Source organism: Pseudomonas taiwanensis DSM 21245 (assembly GCF_000425785.1).
Lineage (GTDB): Bacteria > Pseudomonadota > Gammaproteobacteria > Pseudomonadales > Pseudomonadaceae > Aquipseudomonas > Aquipseudomonas taiwanensis.
Window position 1 is genome coordinate 90,373 of the sequence record NZ_AUEC01000019.1, and the last position, 20,751, is coordinate 111,123.

Sequence of the window (20,751 nt, forward strand, 5' to 3'; positions counted from 1 at the left end):
GTCAGGGATGCGGCCAAAGCAGAAGGGGCGCCATCTCGGCGCCCCTTCTGTCTTGTTGCTTAGGCTTCAGCGTCCCAAGGACGGTCGCCTTTTTCGTCTTTCACGCGGGTTGGCAGGCCCATGACGTCCAGCGCCTTGAGGAACGGCTCGGCTGGCAGCTCCTCGACGTTGACCATGCGCTTGGCATCCCACTCGCCGCGTGCGACCAGCAGGGCAGCGGCCACTGGCGGTACGCCAGCGGTGTAGGAAATGCCCTGGCTGTCGGTTTCGGCGTAGGCTTCTTCGTGGTCCGCGACGTTGTAGATGAACACTTCGCGGGGCTGGCCATCCTTGGTGCCCTTGACCAGGTCACCGATGCAGGTCTTGCCGGTGTAGCCCGGGGCCAGGGAGGCCGGATCAGGCAGCACGGCCTTGACCACCTTCAGCGGTACCACTTCCAGGCCTTCGGCGGTCTTGACCGGTTGCTCGGAGAGCAGGCCCAGGTTCTTCAGCACGGTGAACACGTTGATGTAGTGCTCGCCGAAGCTCATCCAGAAACGCACGTTCGGTACGTTGAGGTTCTTGGAGATCGAATGAACTTCGTCATGACCGGTCAGGTACAGGTTCTGCGAACCTACCACCGGCAGGTCGTCGGTACGCTTGACCTCGAACATGGTGTTGCTGGTCCACTGGCTGTTCTGCCAGCTCCAAACCTGACCTGTGAATTCGCGGAAGTTGATTTCCGGGTCGAAGTTGGTAGCGAAGTACTTGCCGTGGGAACCGGCATTGACGTCGAGAATGTCGATCGACTCAATGCTGTCGAAATACTGTTGCTGCGCGAGTTTCGCGTAGCTGTTCACCACACCCGGGTCGAAGCCGACACCAAGAATGGCGGTAATGTTCTTTTGTTGGCACTCTTCGAGGTGTTTCCACTCGTAGTTGCCGTACCAGGGCGGCGTCTCGCAGATCTTGCCCGGTTCTTCGTGAATGGCGGTGTCCAGGTAGGCGACACCGGTATCGATGCAGGCACGTAGCACCGACATGTTGAGGAAGGCGGAACCAACGTTGATCACGATCTGCGATTCGGTTTCGCGGATCAGCGCTTTGGTCGCCTCGACATCGAGAGCATTGAGCGAGAAGGCCTGGATGTCGGCGGGTACCTTGAGGCTACCCTTGGCCTTTACGCTGTCGATGATGGCCTGGCATTTGGAGATGTTCCGCGACGCAATGGCAATACGACCGAGTTCGTCGTTATGCTGCGCGCACTTGTGGGCCACCACCTTGGCGACACCTCCTGCACCAATGATAAGAACGTTCTTCTTCAATTTATCCCTTGCTCCTTACTGAAAGCCCGTCTTACGACAGGCTGGAAACGTAGTCTTCGAAACCGAACTCGCGGACAACTTCGACGCTGCCGTCGAGTTGCTTGACCACGATGGCTGGCATTTTCAGACCGTTGAACCAGTTTTTCTTGACCATGGTGTAACCCGCCGCGTCGATGAACGACAGGCGATCGCCGATGGCCAGCGGTCGATCGAATTGGTACTCGCCGAAGATGTCACCGGCCAGGCACGACTTGCCGCAGACCATGTAGGTGTGTTCGCCCTCGTTAGGGGCCATCTTGGCATTGAGGCGGTAGATCAGCAGATCGAGCATGTGCGCTTCGATGGAGCTGTCGACCACAGCCAGGTGCTTGCCATTGTAAAGGGTGTCGAGCACGGTCACTTCGAGCGACGCGCTCTGGGTGATGGCAGCTTCGCCCGGCTCGAGGTAAACCTGCACGCCGTACTTTTCCGAGAAGGCTTTCAGGCGCGCGCAGAAGGCATCCAGAGCATAGTCTTCGCCGGTGAAGTGAATGCCGCCACCGAGGCTGACCCACTCGACCTTGTGCAGCAGGTGGCCGAAGCGTTCCTCGATGTGCGAGAGCATCTTGTCGAACAGGCTGAAGTCGCCGTTCTCGCAGTTGTTGTGGAACATGAAGCCGGAGATCTGCTCGATGACCTGCTCGATCTTGGCCGGGTCCCATTCGCCCAGGCGGCTGAACGGGCGGGCCGGGTCGGCCAGCAGGTAGTCGGAGCTGCTCACCTGCGGGTTGACGCGAAGGCCGCGAACCTTGCCTTCGGACTGCTCGGCGAAGCGTTGCAGCTGGCCGATGGAGTTGAAGATGATCTTGTCGCAGTTCTCGAGCATTTCCTCGATTTCATCGTCGGCCCACGCCACGCTGTAGGCATGGGTTTCGCCAGCGAATTTCTGGCGGCCGAGCTTGAGCTCGTACAGCGACGAGGAAGTGGTGCCGTCCATGTACTGTTGCATCAGGTCGAATACCGACCAGGTGGCGAAGCACTTGAGGGCGAGGAGGGCCTTGGCACCGGAGTGTTCGCGCACGTAGGCGATCTTCTCCATGTTGCCCAGCAGCTTGGTTTTATCGATGAGGTAGTACGGCGTCTTGATCATTTAAAGGCCCCCGGCCAGGCCGGCCAAAAAAAGGACACGCATTGTGCCTTCACTTGCCGTATATCGAAAGGGCGGAAGACGCATTTCGTCAGAGTTATGTGGCTGACGGTAATCGATGCGCCATCCGTCCTTCGCGCAAGGCAGTTGAACAGACGAATATGACTATCCTAATCGCCGCGTTCGGTGGCTGGCGGGAACCCGATCGACGACCTGCGCCGTACCTGCCAGCAGGGGAGATCTACTGCGCCGCCGCCAACCAGGTCTGAATCTGCGCCAGGGTCGCCGTGGCGCCACCACAGACCACCACCAGCACCTGGCGGTATTGCTCCAGTGCCTGCGGGTCGTAGGCCAGGGCCAAGGCTGCGCCGCAGGCTGGCTCGACCAGTACCCGATGATCGAGCAGGAACCGCTCGCAAGCCTGTAGTGCGGCGCGGTCGCTGACCAGGTGGCTCTGGACCGGGTGCGTGCGCACGCAGGTCAACGCTTGATCGGCCACCCGTTTGGCGCCCAGCGAGGTGGCGACCGACGTGATGCGCGCCAGTTCGATGGACTGGCCGGCCTGCATGGCCGCGTGCAGCGATGCTGCACCTTCGGTTTCCACCGCCAGCACCGGTACATCGTCCCAGCCGTTGCGCTGCAGGCCTTCGACCACGCCGCTGAGCAAGCCTCCGCCGCCAACCGAGAGCACCACCGCATCGGGTTTGAAACCGGCCTGGGCCAGCTCGTCCACCAGGCTGGCATGGCCGGTCCACAGCAATGGGTCGTCGAAGGGGTGGATGAAGGCATCGTTCGGCCCGACCAAGGTCTGCGCCAGTTCGTTGGCCTCCTGCCAGGAACTGCCGTGCACCACCACCTCGGCGTTCTCGAGGCGCAGCAGCTCCTTGGCGCGTTCAGTGGTGGTTTCGGGCACCACCACCGTGACCGGGACGCCCAACTGGCGACCGGCATAGGCCACGGCCAGGCCAGCGTTGCCACCGGAGGACGACACGAAGTGCCGGGCTCCACGCGCATGATGCGTCTCGCAGGCGTGGCCGACCCCGCGTAACTTGAACGAACCGCAGGGCTGCAGTGCATCGAGCTTGAGCCACACCGCTCGACCGGCTGCGATGGACATGGGCCGGGATTCGATCAGGGGCGTCTGAATGTGCAAGGTCATGGGTAGATCCCTCTGTTTACCAAGGCTGAAATGAGTCGCGTACGGTACAGGTCACATTGCCTCCTGGACCATCTGTAGAAAAGTCGCCACCACCCGCCGTGTGCGTTGTTCGCTCAAGCACACCAGGGTTTCGGTCAGGTGCCGCTGGCAATCGACGATAGGCAGCGCGCATACACGGGCGTCGGCGCCGAACTCGGCTGCCGAGACCACCCCCACGCCAATTCCCACCACCACCGCCTCACGCGCGGCCTCCCGGCCCTCGACCTGAATCGCCGGGCGTATGCGCAGGCCGGCACGTTGCATTTCTTCTTCAAGCGTTTGCCGGGTTACCGAGCCCGGTTCGCGAAGCACCAGCGGTGTGTCGTCCAGGTCGGCCAGGCTGATCGACCCGCGACTGGCCCATGGGTGCTGATGGGAGACGAAGGCCACCATCGGGTCGCGTCGCAATGGCACGCAGTGCAGGCGCTCGTCGTCGACATCGCGCCCCAGCAGCGCCAGGTCCGCCTGGTAACTGAACAGGCGGGCGAGGGATTCATCGGTGTTGCCAGTCTCGACCTTTACCTGGATGCCTGGATAGCGCTGGCAGAAGCGGGCGATCTGCGGCAGCACGTGGACAGGCGCATCCACGGCCAGGACCAGGCTGCCGGTTTGCAGGGCGCGGGAGTCTTGCAGCAGCTCGTGGGCCTCGGCTTCGCAGGCGAACAGGCGCTGGCTGATACCCAGCAGGCGTTCACCCAGGTCGGTCAGGTGCACCGAGCGCTTGTTGCGATGAAACAGCAACACGCCAAAGCGTTCTTCGAGTTTGCGCACCTGGTCGGACACCGCCGGTTGGCTCAGGAACAGTTTTTCTGCGGCGCGGGTGAAGCTCCCGTGCACGGCCACGGCATGAAAGGCCTTGAGTTGAGCGTGGGAAACCGCCATGACGTCTCCAGTAACAAGCTGAGCTTATGTCTGAAATACCTTAAATCGTTTTTATTTATCAGTCAGTAGCTGTTTCCATACCGATCAGCCCCAACCAGCCGCCACAAGCGGCCGCCTGTGGCCATGGTGCCCATACGGCGCCATCTGACCAGATGACGAGCCACGTCATGTAGTGCGCAACACAACAACAAGACAGGCATTTTCTTCACATTCTGCCGGCACACTTGAGCAAGAGGTCAGAGTCAAAATGAATCAAACCCTAGCCGCGATGAAACGTTGGCGCGTACAGATCTTCGCCATCACCTGGCTGGCCTACGCCGCCTTCTATTTCACCCGCAAAGCGTTCTCGGTGGCCAAGCTTGGCATCGGCGAAGACCCGAATTTCATGCTCGACAAGGCCGCCATGGCCAACCTCGATGCGATCTACCTGGCCGCCTATGCCGTGGGCCAGTTTACTTGGGGCATGCTTGCCGACCGCTTTGGCCCGCGCGTGGTAGTGCTCGGCGGCCTGCTGATTTCGGCCGCCGCTGCGGTGGTGATGGGCAGTTACGCCACCTTCCCGATCTTCGCCACCTGCATGTTGATCCAGGGCCTGGCGCAGTCCACCGGTTGGGCGGGGCTGTGCAAAAACATCGGCAGCTTCTTCCCGGCCTCGCAGCGTGGCCGGGTATTGGGGCTGTGGAGTTCCTGCTATGCCTTTGGCGGCTTGGTCGCCTCGCCATTCGCCGGCTGGTGGGCCTACACCCTGGTCGGCACCTGGCACGCGGCGTTCTTCTCCAGTGCCGCGGTGGTGGCGGCTGTCGCTGTGCTGTTCTTCTTTCTGCAGCGCAACAAACCCGAGGATGTAGGCCTGCCAGCGGTGGAGCCTGAGCCGCAGAGCATGTCCCCGGGTTCAAACCTGTGCAGTGTCTGGGCGCCGCTACGTGAAGTGCTACGCAACCGTACGGTACTGACCCTCGGCCTGGCTTACTTCCTGCTCAAGCCGGCACGTTATGCCATTTTGCTGTGGGGGCCGGTGATCGTCTTCGAGCAAATGCCTTCGGTGGGCAAGGTGGGGGCGGCGATCATTCCGACGGCCTTCGAGCTGGCCGGACTGCTGGGCCCCATCATCATTGGCCTGGCCTCGGACAAACTGTTCGGCGCGCGGCGCATGCCGGCCTGCGTGATCAGCCTGCTGCTGTTGACCCTGACACTGGCAGCCTTCATGGGTGCGATGCATAGCGGCAGCGTGATGCTGGTGGTGGCGCTGCTGTTCGTCATGGGCCTGACCCTCTATGGGCCTGACTCGATGATCAGCGGCGCGGCAGCGATCGATTTCGGCACGGCCAAGGCGGGGGCAACGGCGGCCGGTTTCGTCAACGGGTGTGGTTCGGTGGGTGCCGTGCTGGGCGGCTTGCTGCCCGGTTACTTCGACAGTGTCACGGTGTTCATCGTCTTCGCAGGCTGTGCGCTGTTCTCGGCCCTGGTGCTGGTGCCGCATTGGAACAGTCGCCCGGCGAGCACGGCCCAGGCCAGTGACGTGGCGCCCAACACCAGCATGGCAATAAAGCCACTGCGTACATAAAGGAAAGCAAGCGAATGAGACCCTTCTGGCTGCAACAGGCCCTGGATTCCGAACAGGCGGCTGTTTGCCCACCGCTGCAGGGCGATGCCCGCTGTGATGTCTGCATCGTCGGTGGCGGCTACACCGGGCTATGGACAGCACTGATGCTCAAGCAAGCGGTGCCAGCACTGGATGTATTGCTGATCGAGGCGGATATCTGCGGCGCTGGGGCCAGTGGGCGCAACGGCGGATGCGCGCTGTCGTGGTCGGCCAAGTATTTCACCTTGGAGCGTCTGTTCGGGGTGGCTGAGGCGGTGCGCCTGGTGCGCGAGTCCGAGCGCAGTATCAGCGCCATCGGCGCGTTTTGCGCCGAGCATGGCATTGACTGCGACTACCGACTGGATGGCACGCTGTACACCGCTACCAATCCGGCCCAGGTGGGGGCCACCGACGCAGTGATCGCAGCGCTGGAGCAGAAGGGGATCAATTCGTTCCAGCGTTTGCCGCTGGAACAGGTGCAGCGCCTGGCCGGTTCGGCGCGACACCTGGAGGGCTGGTTCTCTCCGGCTGCCGCCACCGTGCAGCCGGGGCGCCTGGTGCGCGGCCTGCGCCGGGTGGCCCTGCAGCTGGGGGTGCGAATCCATGAAGGCACGGCCATGACCGGGCTTGAGCATGGCGCTCCGGTGCAGGTGCGCACTGCCCACGGTACGGTCCGTGCCGACCGCGTGGTGCTTGGTCTCAATGCCTGGATGGCGCGGGCATTCGCGCAGTTCGAACGCACCGTGGCCATCGTTTCCAGCGATATGGTGATCACCGAGCCGTGCCCCGAGTTGCTCCAGGAAATCGGCCTCGACAGCGGCATCAGCGTGCTCGATTCGCGCATTTTCGTGCATTACTACCACAACACCTCTGACGGCCGGCTGATGCTCGGCAAGGGCGGCAATACCTTCGCCTATGGTGGGCGCATGCTGCCAGTGTTCGACCAACCGTCGCCGTACCGGCCCTTGCTGCGCGAGAGCCTCGGCGCGTTCTTCCCAGCGCTGGCCGATGTGCCTCTGGCGGCCAGCTGGAACGGGCCCTCGGACCGTTCGGTGACCGGTTTGCCGTTCTTTGGCCGGTTGGATGGGCAAGGCAACGTGTTCTATGGCTTCGGCTATTCCGGCAGCGGTGTAGGGCCTTGCCACATGGGCGGGCAGATTCTCTCGTCGCTTGCGCTGGGGCTGGACAACCCATGGACCCGTTCGCCACTGGTCAACGGACCGCTGGGCCTGTTCCCGCCAGAGCCGATTCGCTACCTGGGCTCGTTGATGGTGCGCAATGCCATTCGGCGCAAGGAGCGCGCCGAGGACCAGGGTGTAAGGCCGCGGCGGCTGGACGTGCGGCTGGCACGGTTCGCGGCGGCGGCGGGTAAGTCTGACAAGGCCTGAGTGGCTCTGGGCGTGTAGGCGCTGGCTTGCCAGCGCTTGGGCGAAGATTTCTTGTCGAACCATCGCCCGAGGGCGTATAAACTGCACCCACTTTTGGCCGGTCGCTTCCTGAACCGGCCGCTGAAACAAAGAGAGTCGACATGGGCGCACAGTGGAAAGCCAAACATAAAGAAGCCGCGGCCAACGCCAAAGGCAAGATCATGGGCAAGCTGTCCAAAGAGATCCAGATTGCCGCCAAGTCCGGCGCCGATCCCGACATGAACCCGCGTCTGCGCCTGGCCATCGAACAGGCCAAGAAGGCCTCGATGACCCGTGAAACCCTGGAACGGGCGATCCGCAAGGGCGCAGGGCTCGATGGCGACGCGGTGCAGTATCAGGCTGTGAGCTACGAGGGCTTCGCACCGCACCAGGTGCCGCTGATCGTCGAGTGCCTGACCGATAACGTCAACCGCACCGTCGCCCAGATCCGCGTGCTGTTCCGCAAGGGCCAGCTGGGTGCCAGCGGTTCGGTGGCCTGGGACTTCAACCACGTTGGCCTGATCGAGGCGACCCCGAACGGTGACGCCGACCCGGAAATGGCCGCCATCGAGGCCGGCGCCCAGGACTTCGAAGAAGGCGAGGAAGAGGGTTCGACCTTGTTCATCACCGACACCACCGACTTGGACGCCGTGCAGAAGGCGCTGCCAGAGCATGGTTTCACCGTGACCTCGGCGAAAATCGGCTACACCCCGAAGAACCCGGTAAGCGCTGCCAGCCTGAGCGCTGAAGCCCTGGCCGAGGTCGAGGCATTCCTCGAAGCGATCGACGAAAACGACGATGTGCAGAACGTCTACGTCGGCCTGACTGCCTGAAGACAGGGGCCGCGTTGCGTCCCAATCGCCGGCAAGCCGGTTCCTGCAGGGGCTGGGGGGCTGGCGATTGGGCATGGCGCTCCCTTGCTGGAAGGCTTGAATGAACCCCACCTTCACCTCCCTCAGCCTCGCTCACCTGCGTACGCTTGACTGCCTCCTGCAGTTGAAGAACCTCAGCCATGCAGCCGAGCGCCTGGGCGTCAGCCAGTCGGCCCTAAGCCGTCAATTGGCCCATCTGCGCGAAGCGTTCGACGACCCGCTGCTGGTGCGACAGGGCCGCGGCTATGTGCTCAGCGAGTATGCCGAAGCCTTGGTCGAACCGCTGCGTCAGGTGCTGGAAGAGCTCCAGGCCCTGCGCCAGCCAGCGGCCTTCGACCCAGCCCGTTGCGAGCGTCGGTTCTGTCTGGCTGCCTCCGATTACGTCGCCGAACATATGCTGCCGCTGCTGGTGGCAGCGCTGGAGCGCGAAGCGCCGGGCATAAGCCTGGAGTACCGCACCTGGCAGGCTGGCCAGTATGCGCTTCTGGCCAGTGGTGAGATCGACCTGGCCACGACCCTGTTCGATGAGTCTCCACCCAACCTGCACGGCCGCCTGCTGGGCGAGGACCGTGCGGTGTGCCTGATGCGTCAGGACCATCCGCTCACAGCATTCGAAGCCTTGAGCCAGGAGGACTACCTGGCGTTCAAGCATGTGCGTATCTCAGGTGGCGGCGACAAGGACAGCTTCATCGATCGCCACCTGCGCGCCCAAGGCCTGCAGCGGCGGGTTGGCCTGGAAGTGCCGTTCTTTTCCGCCACCGTGCAGGTGGTCGGCAACAGCCAGGCTGTGGCGACCGTTCCCGAACACATCGCCCGCCAATTGTGCCGGCTGCACCCACTGGCCTGGCGACCGCTGGGCTTTATCGAGCACACCCAACGCTACTGGGTGGTGTGGCACCAGCGCCTGCAGGCATCTGCTGAGCATCGCTGGTTGCGCAACCGAGTCTTCGAGCTGTGGCGGCAATCGCAGTTCGGTGTACAGGGCGGTCATGCGCCTTTGCCATAGCAGGTATGCGCCAAGTGGGGTTCTTCGGCGGCGTGGGGCTGCCTAGACTGGGGGACATCGTGGTGTCGGGGCTGGCCCTTTTCGTGGGTGAAGCCGTTCCTGCAGGACTGCGCTGTTTTCGGAGCCAGTGAGTAATCTGTGGGAGCGGGCGTGCTTGTGCAAAGAGCGGCACTGACGCCAGGCACCCCCAAAGGAGACTGAGCGTGACCCCCGAACAATTTCGCCAGTATGGCCACCAACTGATCGACTTGATCGCAGACTATCGGCAAGGTATCGCCGAGCGCCCGGTCATGGCACAGGTTGAGCCGGGCTATCTCAAGTCGGCATTGCCCGATGCAGCGCCGCAGAAGGCCGAGCCGTTCGAGGCAATTCTCGACGACGTCAACCACCTGCTGATGCCTGGCCTGTCGCACTGGCAGCACCCGAATTTCTTCGGCTACTTCCCGTCCAACGGCACGCTGTCGTCGGTCCTGGGCGACTTCCTCAGCACCGGCCTGGGCGTGCTCGGGCTGTCCTGGCAATCCAGTCCGGCACTCAGCGAGCTGGAAGAGACCACCCTGGATTGGCTGCGCCAATTGTTGGGTTTGTCGGCACAGTGGAGCGGGGTTATCCAGGACACCGCTTCGACCAGCACCCTGGTGGCGCTGATCTGCGCGCGCGAACGAGCCACCGGGTACGCCTTGGTGCGGGGTGGCCTGCAGGCCGAGGCAAAACCGTTGGTCGTGTATGTCAGCGCCCACGCGCACAGTTCGGTGGACAAGGCAGCGTTGCTGGCGGGTTTCGGACGCGACAACATTCGCCTGATCGCCGTTGACGAACAGTTCGCCATGCGCCCTGAGGCACTACGCGAGGCCATCGTGCAGGACCTGGCAGCGGGCAATCAGCCCTGTGCGGTCGTCGCCACCACCGGCACCACCGCCACCACCGCGCTCGATCCGCTCCGTTCGATTGGCGAGATCGCCCAGGCGCATGGCTTGTGGCTGCACGTTGATTCGGCCATGGCTGGTTCGGCGATGATCCTGCCGGAATTCCGCTGGATGTGGGATGGCATTGAGCTGGCCGACTCGGTGGTGGTCAATGCCCACAAGTGGTTGGGCGTGGCCTTCGACTGCTCGATCTACTATGTGCGCGACCCACAGCATTTGATCCGGGTGATGAGCACCAACCCCAGCTACCTGCAGTCGGCGGTGGATGACGAGGTGAAGAACCTGCGCGATTGGGGGATCCCATTGGGTCGTCGGTTCCGCGCGTTGAAGCTGTGGTTCATGTTGCGAAGCGAGGGGGTAGAGGCCTTGCAGCAACGCTTGCGCCGGGACCTGGAAAACGCCCGCTGGCTGGCCGAGCAGGTGCAGGCTACGGCGCAATGGGCGCTGTTGGCACCTGTGCAATTGCAGACGTTGTGCATTCGCCATTGTCCAGCAGGGTTGGATGGCGAGGCGCTGGATACCCACACCAAGGGCTGGGCGCAACGGCTCAATGCCTCGGGGGATGCTTATGTCACGCCGGCTACCCTGGATGGGCGCTGGATGGTGCGAGTGTCGGTGGGGGCTCTGCCGACCGAGCGAGAGCATGTGGAGCGGTTGTGGGAGCGGTTACAGCAAATCGTCAACGACTGAAACAAGGGGGCCGCTAAGCGGCCCCCTTGTCCATCAATGTCCTACTGTCTGAAAGCTGCCTTTGCGGCTGGCCTCGTAGGCTTCTTTTTCCATCGGCTTGGCCTGTGGGTTACCCAGGTCTTCCATTGCCAGGCGGTGGGTTTCCGGTGCCAGGTAGGCAGCGAAGGCGCACACGCAGGTGATGAGGAACGCCAAACCGCCGATCACCAGTGGGATGTTGTCCGAACCTGGCGGGGCAACGAAGGCGAACAGCGCCGGCAGCATGGCGGTGAGCATGGTGCCGATGTTCTGTGCGATGGCCATGGCCGAGACCCGGTAGCGGGTCTGGAACAGCTCTGGATAGAAGCTTGGGAACACCGCGTTGTAGCCTTGGTACACCAGACCCCACATCACGATCGAGGCGACGAAGGCCATCGGTACGTTCTGGATGCTGATCGCATACAGGTAGACGAAGGCTAGCAGACCAGAGCCCAGGCAACCGGCAATCATGGTCGGGCGACGACCGATCTTGTCCGAGAGGTTGCCGACGAACGGAATCACCAACACTGCAACGATGTTGCCGACCACCGGAATCCACAGGTAAACGCTCTTGTCGAAGCCAATGCCGTAGGCCGGCTGTACTGCGTAGGCTGCACCGAAGATGGTGGCCACGACCGGGATCACGTTCATCAGTGCCATGAACATCACCAGCACCATGTGCTTCCAGCTGTGACGGAAAGCTTCTTTGACGGGCGACTTGGCGACTTTGTCCTGCTTCTCTTCTTTCACGAAGGCTGGGGTTTCATGCACTTCCCGGCGGATGATGAAGCCCGCTACCAGCACCAGGGCGCTCATCAGGAACGGAATACGCCAGCCCCAATCGTTGAAGGCTTCACTTGGCATGAAGTAGGCCAGCGGCAGGAATACCGCGGCGGCCATGACCTGACCGGCCTGTACGCCCTGCAGTGTGAAGCTGGCGTAGTAGCCGCGCCGGCCGAACGGAGCGTGCTCCATGATCATCGAACTGGCGCCGGAGATTTCGCCGGCCACGGCAAAGCCTTGGACCAGGCGCAGCAACACCAGCAGTGCCGGGGCCAGCAGGCCGATGTCGTGGTAGGTAGGCAGCAGGCCGACAGCCATCGTCGACAGGCCCATCAGGAACATGCACAGCAGCAGTACGTTCTTGCGCCCGCGGGTATCACCCCAGTGGCCGAGCACGAAGGCGCCGACCGGACGGGCCAGGTAGCCGACACCGTAGGTGGCCAGCGAAGCGATGATGGCCATTTTCGGGTCGGTGTTGGGGAAGAAGATCTGCGGGAAGATCAGGGCCGCAGCTTGCGCGTAAATGAAGAAGTCGTAGTACTCGAGTGCCGAGCCGATCCATCCGCTGGCGGTCGCCTTCTTGGCTTGAGAGCTGGAGTGGGCCATCGTTGTCTCCGTTGTTCTTGTTGGTTACCGCACGGCTGGCAGCGTTCGCGAGGCGCGACAAGGGGCCAGACGTAGCGATCGATATCGGGAGTAGGGGCGTTGCTAAATGGCGCGCAATCGCGGATGGGAAGTGCGAAGGGAGAGCGAGCGAGCAGGTGCGGATCGCAAGGCGACTGGAGTGTGCATAGGTCGGTACCCGGTTTATTGAACTTATTATGTGGTGATACTGGGCTCTTCAGCGCAGGTTCCGCCGAACGACCTTCTGGGCAGAATCGGATCTTCGGTTTACCTGCGTCTGGAATTCATAGTTGCGCACGGGTTGGCATTTGATCAATTCATCGAAACGGGTTTTGTTCGGTAATCGAACACAAAACTAACCATTTCGTACAAACCAATTGCTGACAGGACTTTACCTGCGAATAATTGATCGTGCCAGAAACCTGTTCGAGGTTTCGGCACCGTCGTCCTCCGCGCAGGCCCCGCGCCGCGCTCCAATAACAAGGTATTCCAGCATGCAGCGTTCGATAGCCACCGTGTCCTTGAGCGGCACTCTGCCGGAAAAGCTCGAAGCCATCGCCGCCGCCGGTTTTGACGGCGTTGAAATCTTCGAGAACGATCTGCTCTATTACGCCGGTAGCCCACGTGAAATTCGGCAGATGTGCGCCGACCTGGGTATCGCCATCACTCTGTTCCAGCCGTTTCGCGATTTCGAAGGCTGCCGTCGTGAACGCCTGCAGAAGAACATCGATCGGGCCGAACGCAAATTCGACTTGATGCAAGAGCTGGGTACCGACCTGGTCCTGGTGTGCAGCAACGTCCAGGCCGATGCGCTGAGCGAAGAGCAGATTCTGGTGGATGACCTGCGTCTGCTGGCCGAGCATGCCGGCAAGCGCGGTCTGCGCATCGGCTACGAAGCCTTGGCCTGGGGCCGCCATGTGAACACCTACCAGCAAGTCTGGAACCTGGTGCGCCAGGCTGACCATCCTGCGCTGGGCGTGATCCTCGACAGCTTCCACACCCTGTCGCTCAAGGGCGATCCGTCGGCGATCCGCGATATCCCCGGCGACAAGATCTTCTTCGTGCAGATGGCCGATGCGCCGATCCTGGCGATGGACGTGCTGGAGTGGAGCCGCCACTTCCGCTGCTTCCCAGGGCAAGGTGAAATGGATCTGGCGGGCTTCCTCGCACCGATTTTGGCGACTGGCTATCGTGGTCCGTTGTCGTTGGAGATTTTCAACGACGGCTTCCGCGCGGCACCGGCACGGCAGAACGCCGCCGATGGCCTGCGTTCGCTGCTGTACCTTGAAGAGCAGACCCGCCTGCGCCTGGAGCAAGAAGCCACGCCCATCGAGCCGGGTGTGTTGTTCGCGCCACCGGCGGCCAGTGCCTATGACGGTGTCGAATTCCTTGAATTTGCAGTGGATGAGGCCGTTGGTGCGCGCCTTGGCGGTTGGCTCAAGCGCCTGGGCTTCGCCGAGGCTGGCCAGCACCGCAGCAAGGACGTGACGCTGCTGCGTCAGGGCGATATCAACATCGTGCTCAACGCCGAGCCGTATTCCTTCGGCCACAACTTCTTCGAGGCTCACGGCCCTTCACTGTGTGCCACGGCCTTGCGAGTCAAGGACGAGGAGGCGGCACTGCAGCGTGCGACGGCTTTCCGTGGTCAGCCGTTCCGCGGCCTGGTCGGCCCCAACGAATGTGAAGTGCCTGCGGTGCGTGCCCCGGACGGTAGCCTGATCTACCTGGTGCAGCAGGGGCGCGAAGGCCGCTCGCTGTACGATACCGACTTCTCCCTGGACCCTGAAGCGACTGCCAGTGGTGGCTTGCGCCGAATCGACCACATGGCTCTGGCCCTGCCGGCCGAGTCGCTGGACAGTTGGGTGCTGTTCTACAAGAGTCTCTTCGACTTCGCCGCCGACGACGAGGTGGTCTTGCCCGACCCATACGGCCTGGTGAAAAGCCGCGCCCTGCGCAGTCAGTGCGGTACCTTGCGTTTGCCGTTGAACATCTCGGAAAACCGTAACACCGCCATCGCCCACGCATTGTCCAGCTACCGGGGCTCGGGTGTTCATCACATCGCCTTCGATTGTGACGATATCTTCCGCGAAGTGGCCAGGGCCAAGGAGGCGGGAGTGCCGTTGCTGGAGATTCCGCTGAACTACTACGACGATCTGGCTGCGCGCTTCGATTTCGACGACGAATTCCTCAGCGAGCTGGCGTATTACAACGTGCTGTACGACCGCGATGCCCAGGGGGGGGAGTTGTTCCACGTCTACACCGAGGCGTTCGAGGAGCGTTTCTTCTTCGAAATCATCCAGCGCAAGGGGGGGTACGCCGGCTATGGTGCCGCCAACGTTGCGGTGCGTCTGGCGGCGATGGCCAAGCGGCGCAGTGGTGCGGCGCGCAAGCCGGTGTTGTGAGCATGGCGTTAGGCTTTGGGGGCCTGTGAGATCGAGCGCCGCCCGCGCGGCGCATCGCGAGCAAGGCTCGCTCCTACGTCTGTTTCGGGCCAATGACGTCAGTGACAGGCGCGCGCGAGCGCCTTGCTTGTACGACCTGATATCGCGTCAAGCGCACATCTTTCAGGAATTATTGGCCCGGAATAGACGTAGGAGCGAGCCTTGCTCGCGATGCGCCGCGCAGGCGGGGTTCGATCTCACAATCACCACACCCTCCGCGACGCCACCCGACCAACAGCGCGCTTCCCTGTATCGCTTCGCTCACGGATAATCCTCGCATTCCAATAAACAGCCTGTGAGTGGGTATGAGTGATTCCGTAGTCAGCCTCGGCCAGCCTGAGATCGAAGGGGTGCGCAAGACGCGCAAGAACAACCCCGAGAAAACGCGCGAGGACATCCTCCAGGCCGCGATCAACGAGTTCGTCCAGCAGGGGCTGGCAGGCGCGCGGGTCGACGCCATCGCCGAGCGCACGGCCACCTCCAAGCGCATGATCTACTACTACTTCGGCAGCAAGGAACAGCTGTACGTCGAGTGCCTGGTCAAGCTTTACGGCGATATCCGCAAGACCGAACAAAGCCTCGAGCTAGAATCGCTGCCGGTCGAGCAGGCAATTCAGCGTCTGGTCGAGTTCACCTTCGATCACCATGACCGCAATGTCGACTTCGTGCGCATGGTCTGCACCGAGAACATCCATTACGGCGAATACGTCAAGAAGACCCCGGTCATCCGCGAGATGAGCAGCCTGGTGCTCCAGGCCTTGAGTCGTACGTTGCAGCGCGGTGTTGAAGAGGGCGTGTTCCGGCCCGGAATCGAGGTCATCGACCTGCACATGCTGATGAGCTCGTTCTGTTTTTATCGGGTATCGAACCGGCATACCTTTGGCGACATCTTCCAGGTCGATTTCTCCGACACCAACGTCAGGCAGCGCCACAGGGCGATGATCTGCGACGTAGTGATGCGCTACATCCGCGCCTGACCGGCGCTCATTCACCCAGCCGTTGCTCGCGTGACGGCGGGTAGCCGAAGTAGGCGGCATAGCATTTGCTGAAGTGCGACACCGAGACGAAACCACAGGCCACCGCCACCTCCATCACCGACAGGTCGGAGTATTGCAACAGGCGGCGGCTCTTGGTGATGCGCAGCTCCATGTAGTAGCGCCGCGGCGAGGTACCCAACTGGGCCTGGAACAGCCGGTCGATCTGTCTTCGCGAGCGCCCGCTGTAGGTGGCCAGCTGGTCGAGGCTGAGGGTTTCTTCCAGGTTGTTTTCCATCAGCTCGACGATGGTGCGCAGGTGCAGGCTCATGGACTTCTTCGCTCCAGGCCCGACCTGGCGATAGCGAGCACCCGAGAACGACAGGATTTCCTCGACACCTTCGGCCAAGCCATCGCCGTAAAGCCTGCGTACCAGCCCTAGCATTAGCTCCATGGCGCCGTTGGGGCTGGCCGCGCTCAGGCGGTCACGGTCGAGGGTGAAGCTGGCAGGGGTGATGCGTGTCTGCGGGCTGCGCTCGGACAAGCTCGCGCGCTGTTCGGGGTGGATGCTGCAGCCATAGTCATCGAGCACGCCGGCGCGGCCAAGGAACCAGGCACCGTTCCATAGGCCACCCAGGGCCATGCCATGGGCAGCGCAGTCCCCCAACAGGCGATCGAGTTCGGGGTACTTCAACGGCGTGCGCAGGCCGCCACACACCAGCAGCAGATCAAGGTCCTTGAGCGCTTGCGCCTCCAACTCGGTTGCCACCAGTTCCAGGCCCAGGTCGCTCAGCACCCGATCGCCACTGAGCGACAGCGGGGTAAAGCGGAAACTGTCGGCGCGCAGCAGGTTGGCGGTGACCAGCACATCCATGGCCACGGTGAAACTGGCCATCGAAAAGTGTTCGAGCAGGACGAAGTCGACCCGATAGGGCGCCTGTGCGTTCTCGGTCGAGGATTTGAGCCTTAGCATGTTGCTGGTGCTGGTCTTCTTGCTGAACTGACGTGGCGTTGGCACTCTGAACTCCGCTTCCAGGCTGGTTCGCAGAGTGTGGCGGCAGGCCGAGGGAAAGACAATCTCCGGGGTGCGGGCGTGGTATTGGAGGTCGTATTGAGGCAACTGAGCTATGCTGGCGTACCTCACCCGGAGACCCTCGATGAAATACGCCCTCGCTTTGCTGTTGAGCTTGTTGCCATTCATTGCCAATGCCTTGCAAACAGGTGAAACACTGGCGCCCTGGACGCTGCTCGACCAGTACGACCAGGCCGGCAGTCTTGAAACCGGCACCCATATCTTGCTGGTTGCCCGCGATATGGACGGCGCCAAGCTGGTGAAGGCGGCGCTTGCCGATCAGCCCAAGGGCTACCTTGAAGCACGCCATGCGTTGTTCGTCGCCGATATCCAGCGCATGCCGGCGCTGATCAGCAAACTGTTCGCCATTCCGGCGATGCGTGACTACAGCTACCGGGTTCTGCTTGACCGTGACGGCCGAGTGGCCAGTCGTTACCCAGCCGAGGAGGGCAAGGTGCTGTGGTTGCAGCTGGAGCGGGGCGCGTTGGTGAGCCAACGGCTGTTCAGCGATGCGCAGGCGCTCAAGGCCGCCCTGGACCAAGCGCCGCACCCTTGAAAGGGGTGATCAGGGCACCCGATGCACTGATGCCCTGAGCGGGGTCATGGAATATTGAGCGTGATGGCGCTACCAAGGCCATTGACCATCAGGCTGCCTTCGAACTCGATGTGCTTGATCACGTCCGCCGATTCGAGTTCGCCTTTTATTCGCATGCGGACCTGGCGTTTCGCTTCGCGGGCCTTGTCATCGAGGGTGGCGGGTGCCAGCTCCACTTGGCCGAGCAGTGTGGTCTCGATATCACCGGTGGTTTCCCAACCCAGGTTGTGGCGCAGGATGGTGCGCGCTTTCTCCGCCGAAGCTACGTGCTGTGGTTTGCCGGTGTCGAGGGGGCTGATCGTGTAGGCGAGTTGGAAGTCGTGTTTCATGGCATTTCCTTTTCTGTGGATGCAGGCCTCCGTGCCGGGGCCTGCAATCTAACCGGCCGTTAGCGAAACTGAAACCAACGCGTTGTTCAGGCTGCTCCGGTCGCGGTGGGAATCTGCCCACAGCGTTCTTCGGCGCGCGTTAAACTGCTAATTTTTCGAGCCCGCCTCATGCTGCCCATCGAATTGCTTGAAACCAGCCCCGACCAGGCTGAACTGCTGCGCAACCTTTATCAGTTCTATGCCTATGAATCCTCCGACTGGGAGCAGGAGGACGTCGAGGTGGACGGGCGTTTCTACATTCATGAATCACACCTGCAACGTTATTGGCACGCTCCCGACTGGAGCGCCAGCCTGGTCCTGGTGGATGGTTTCATCGCGGGTTTCGTGCTGGTCGAGCGCAGCGAATTGCCGGGGGTCGATGCCCTGGAACTGGCTGACCTGTTCATCCTTAAAAAGTATCGCCGCCAGGGCGTTGCGCGGGCTGTCGCGCAACAGTTCCTCGGCCGCCCCGGCGACTGGCTGCTGCGCTGCCATGGCCGGGACCGCCAGGCCGTGGCGTTCTGCCAAGCGCTGGTGGATACCCTGCCGCGTCCGGTGCGGATGATCGAGCTGGATGACGACCCGGAGTTGCTCAATTTCTGGGTAAGCGCGGCCCGCCACTGAGCGCCGCGCCGCGATGGGCAACGGCAAAATTTTGTGAGTCACTTCACAAAAATCAGGTAATTGGCATAATGCCAGCACCCTTTTGCAAGACCTGGCCGCCACCGTGCCCGGCGGCTTATCGTTCCCTTGGCAGGTTCAGGTAAATCTCATGTCGCTAGTCGCAAGTTCGGACATCATGTACCGGCTGTTGATCCAGAGTGTGCTGGATTACGCCATTTACCTGCTTACCCCCGAGGGGATCGTCGCCAACTGGAATCCGGGAGCGCAGCGGGCCAAGGGCTATGGGGCCGACGAGATTGTCGGAAAGCACTATTCGCTGTTCTACAAGGACAGCGAGCGTAACGCCGGTCTGCCCGAGCAGAACCTGGATCAGGCCCGGCGCACGGGGCGCTTCGAGGAAATCGGTGTGCGCTTGCGCAAGGATGGCACGGCTTTTCACGCCCATGTGGTGATCGACGCGGTATACGACGACGATGGCCAGTTGGTCGGCTTTGCCAAGGTCACGCGTGACATCACCGAGCGTCGCCAGCAGGAGCTGGAGCTGTTGAAGGCCAAGGAGCTGGCCGAGCAGTACAGCCAGGAGATGACCAACCTGTCGCAGTTCCTCGACTCGGTGATCTCCAATATTCCTGCCAGTGTGATCGTCCAGGACCTGCAGAGCCAGCGCATCCTGCTGGCCAACCAGCAGGCCGAGCGCCTGTTCGGCGGCCGTGACGCGAACATGATCGGCCAGATGCCCAACGAGTGCCTGACCCCGGCTGGCGCTGAATTCCTGGGTCAGCAGTTCAGCCGTGGTGCCCGCAGTGCCAAGGGGTTTGCCGCCGAAACCCGGGTCGACACCGCCTGCGGCCCGCGCATCCTGCGCAGCCGGTCGCTGCTCTGCCAGAATCGCGACGGTCAGGCCGACTACGTGCTGTTCGTCGCCGAAGACGCCACCGAGGAGCTGGCCGCCCACGCACAGATCCACCACATGGCACACCATGACGCGCTCACCGGGTTGCCGAATCGCACGCTGTTCAACGAGCGTTTGAAACAGGCGCTGGTGCGGGGTGAGGACAACAGCAAGCTGACCGCTGCGCTGTGCCTGGACCTGGACAATTTCAAGAACATCAACGACTCGCTTGGCCATGCTTTCGGCGACAAGTTGCTGCGAGCCTTGGGCAAGCGGCTGCGTCGCGAGCTGCGGGAGCACGACACCCTGGCCCGTCTGGGCGGCGATGAATTCGCCGTGGTCCTGACCAACCTGGAGAACCGTGAGGGTGCCTACCACATCGCCCAGCGCCTGATTGAAGCGATCAGCCCGCCGTTCCAGATCGAAGGCCATCAGTTCTCGGTAGGGGTCAGCATCGGGGTGGCCATCGCCCCGCAGGACAGCGATCAGGCCGAGCAACTGCTGGGTTATGCCGACATGGCGTTGTACGAAGCCAAGCGCAATGGGCGCAATCGCTACGAGTGCTTCAGCGTCGAGATGGACGTTGCCGCACGCCAGCGCCGCCTGGTCGAGACCGACCTGCGTACAGCGCTGCACCTTGGGCAATTGCACCTGCACTACCAGCCAGTAGTCGACCAGCAGACCAGCCAGATCACCGGGTACGAAGCGCTACTGCGCTGGGAGCATCCGACCCGGGGCATGGTGATGCCGATGGACTTCATCCCCATCGCCGAAGAAACCGGGCTGATCCACGAGCTTGGAACCCGCGCACTCAACCTGGCGTGTCAGGAGGCAGCCAGCTGGGAAGGCGAGCAGACGGTGTCGGTGAACCTGTCGCCGGTGCAGTTCAAGAACGCCAATCTGGTGCACACGGTGGCCCTGGCGCTGGCCGACTCGGGCCTGGCGCCTCAGCGCCTGGAGTTGGAAATCACCGAATCGGTGTTGCTGGGCAACAGTGAAGAGAACGTGCGTACCCTGCGGGCGCTAAAGGCACTCGGAGTGTCCATCTCGCTGGACGATTTCGGGACGGGTTACTCGTCGCTGGGCTACCTGCGTTCATTCCCGTTCGACCGGATCAAGATCGACAAGTCCTTTGTACATGACATGTGCGAAAGCCGCGAGGCGATGTCGATCATTCGGGCCATTACCGAGCTGTCCAACAGTCTGATGATCAAGACCACGGCCGAGGGTGTGGAGTCGGAAGAGCAGATGCGCCGCCTGGCTGCCGAGGGGTGCTCGCACTTTCAGGGGTACCTGTACGGTCGACCGGCACCGGCGAGCGAGCGATTGAAACAGGTGGGCTGATCGCTGGCGGTGCCGGCTCCATGC

At 62.2% G+C, this 20,751-nt stretch carries 17 protein-coding genes; 10 read left to right on the forward strand and 7 right to left on the reverse strand.

The features are described 5' to 3' along the window. Positions 1-59: 59 nt before the first annotated feature. The 4 genes from H620_RS0108665 to H620_RS0108680 all read right to left on the reverse strand — a co-directional run bounded on the left by H620_RS0108665 (position 60) and on the right by H620_RS0108680 (position 4,510). Complete coding sequence (locus H620_RS0108665) at positions 60-1,304, reverse strand: saccharopine dehydrogenase family protein (RefSeq protein WP_023380212.1); 1,245 nt, start codon at positions 1,302-1,304, stop codon at positions 60-62. 31 nt (positions 1,305-1,335) lie between these two features. After that, positions 1,336-2,433 (reverse strand): carboxynorspermidine decarboxylase, encoded by a 1,098-nt coding sequence (gene nspC, locus H620_RS0108670; protein ID WP_023380213.1) that lies wholly within the window; start codon positions 2,431-2,433, stop codon positions 1,336-1,338. Positions 2,434-2,671: 238 nt separating this feature from the next. After that, positions 2,672-3,589, reverse strand: coding sequence for a pyridoxal-phosphate dependent enzyme (locus tag H620_RS0108675; RefSeq protein WP_023380214.1), 918 nt, complete (start codon positions 3,587-3,589; stop codon positions 2,672-2,674). A 51-nt stretch (positions 3,590-3,640) separates the two neighbouring features. Further along, a complete protein-coding gene (locus tag H620_RS0108680) occupies positions 3,641-4,510 on the reverse strand; it encodes a LysR substrate-binding domain-containing protein (RefSeq protein ID WP_023380215.1) in 870 nt (289 codons plus the stop codon). Positions 4,511-4,757: 247 nt separating this feature from the next. Here H620_RS0108680 and H620_RS0108685 point away from each other — a divergent pair, with 247 nt between their 5' ends. The 5 genes from H620_RS0108685 to H620_RS0108705 all read left to right on the forward strand — a co-directional run bounded on the left by H620_RS0108685 (position 4,758) and on the right by H620_RS0108705 (position 10,992). Next, positions 4,758-6,074, forward strand: coding sequence for an MFS transporter (locus tag H620_RS0108685; RefSeq protein WP_027907182.1), 1,317 nt, complete (start codon positions 4,758-4,760; stop codon positions 6,072-6,074). Between the two features lie 14 nt (positions 6,075-6,088). Then, on the forward strand, positions 6,089-7,480 hold the full coding sequence (locus tag H620_RS0108690) for an FAD-dependent oxidoreductase (RefSeq protein ID WP_027907183.1): 1,392 nt from the start codon (positions 6,089-6,091) through the stop codon (positions 7,478-7,480). Between the two features lie 140 nt (positions 7,481-7,620). After that, a complete protein-coding gene (locus H620_RS0108695; protein WP_023380218.1) occupies positions 7,621-8,331 on the forward strand; it encodes a YebC/PmpR family DNA-binding transcriptional regulator in 711 nt (236 codons plus the stop codon). A gap of 100 nt (positions 8,332-8,431) precedes the next feature. After that, positions 8,432-9,376: a LysR family transcriptional regulator gene (locus H620_RS0108700; protein WP_023380219.1), complete on the forward strand. Its 945-nt coding sequence runs from the start codon at positions 8,432-8,434 to the stop codon at positions 9,374-9,376. A gap of 203 nt (positions 9,377-9,579) precedes the next feature. Beyond that, positions 9,580-10,992: a DOPA decarboxylase gene (locus H620_RS0108705; RefSeq protein WP_027907184.1), complete on the forward strand. Its 1,413-nt coding sequence runs from the start codon at positions 9,580-9,582 to the stop codon at positions 10,990-10,992. Positions 10,993-11,025: 33 nt separating this feature from the next. Here the strand turns inward: H620_RS0108705 and H620_RS0108710 are convergent, their stop codons facing one another. Next, complete coding sequence (locus H620_RS0108710; RefSeq protein ID WP_023380222.1) at positions 11,026-12,399, reverse strand: MFS transporter; 1,374 nt, start codon at positions 12,397-12,399, stop codon at positions 11,026-11,028. A gap of 512 nt (positions 12,400-12,911) precedes the next feature. Here H620_RS0108710 and quiC point away from each other — a divergent pair. Together quiC and H620_RS0108720 are read left to right on the forward strand one after the other, a co-directional pair. Continuing rightward, positions 12,912-14,819, forward strand: coding sequence for a 3-dehydroshikimate dehydratase QuiC (gene quiC, locus H620_RS0108715; RefSeq protein WP_023380225.1), 1,908 nt, complete (start codon positions 12,912-12,914; stop codon positions 14,817-14,819). Positions 14,820-15,163: 344 nt separating this feature from the next. Next, entirely contained in the window at positions 15,164-15,835 is a 672-nt protein-coding gene (locus H620_RS0108720; protein ID WP_023380226.1) for a TetR/AcrR family transcriptional regulator, read from the forward strand. Between the two features lie 7 nt (positions 15,836-15,842). Here H620_RS0108720 and H620_RS0108725 read toward each other — a convergent pair whose 3' ends face one another. Then, positions 15,843-16,850: a GlxA family transcriptional regulator gene (locus tag H620_RS0108725; protein ID WP_023380227.1), complete on the reverse strand. Its 1,008-nt coding sequence runs from the start codon at positions 16,848-16,850 to the stop codon at positions 15,843-15,845. A gap of 139 nt (positions 16,851-16,989) precedes the next feature. Between H620_RS0108725 and H620_RS0108730 the strand changes: the two genes are divergently transcribed. Continuing rightward, on the forward strand, positions 16,990-17,460 hold the full coding sequence (locus H620_RS0108730; protein WP_023380228.1) for a hypothetical protein: 471 nt from the start codon (positions 16,990-16,992) through the stop codon (positions 17,458-17,460). Positions 17,461-17,504: 44 nt separating this feature from the next. On the opposite strand, the gene H620_RS0108735 is transcribed toward H620_RS0108730, so the two are convergent. Next, entirely contained in the window at positions 17,505-17,828 is a 324-nt protein-coding gene (locus tag H620_RS0108735) for a hypothetical protein (RefSeq protein ID WP_023380229.1), read from the reverse strand. Between the two features lie 168 nt (positions 17,829-17,996). Here H620_RS0108735 and H620_RS0108740 point away from each other — a divergent pair, with 168 nt between their 5' ends. Next, positions 17,997-18,491, forward strand: a complete 495-nt coding sequence (locus tag H620_RS0108740) for a GNAT family N-acetyltransferase (RefSeq protein ID WP_023380230.1) — start codon at positions 17,997-17,999, stop codon at positions 18,489-18,491. Positions 18,492-18,639: 148 nt separating this feature from the next. Next, a complete protein-coding gene (locus H620_RS0108745) occupies positions 18,640-20,727 on the forward strand; it encodes a putative bifunctional diguanylate cyclase/phosphodiesterase (protein ID WP_023380231.1) in 2,088 nt (695 codons plus the stop codon). The last annotated feature ends 24 nt before the right edge of the window (positions 20,728-20,751 follow it).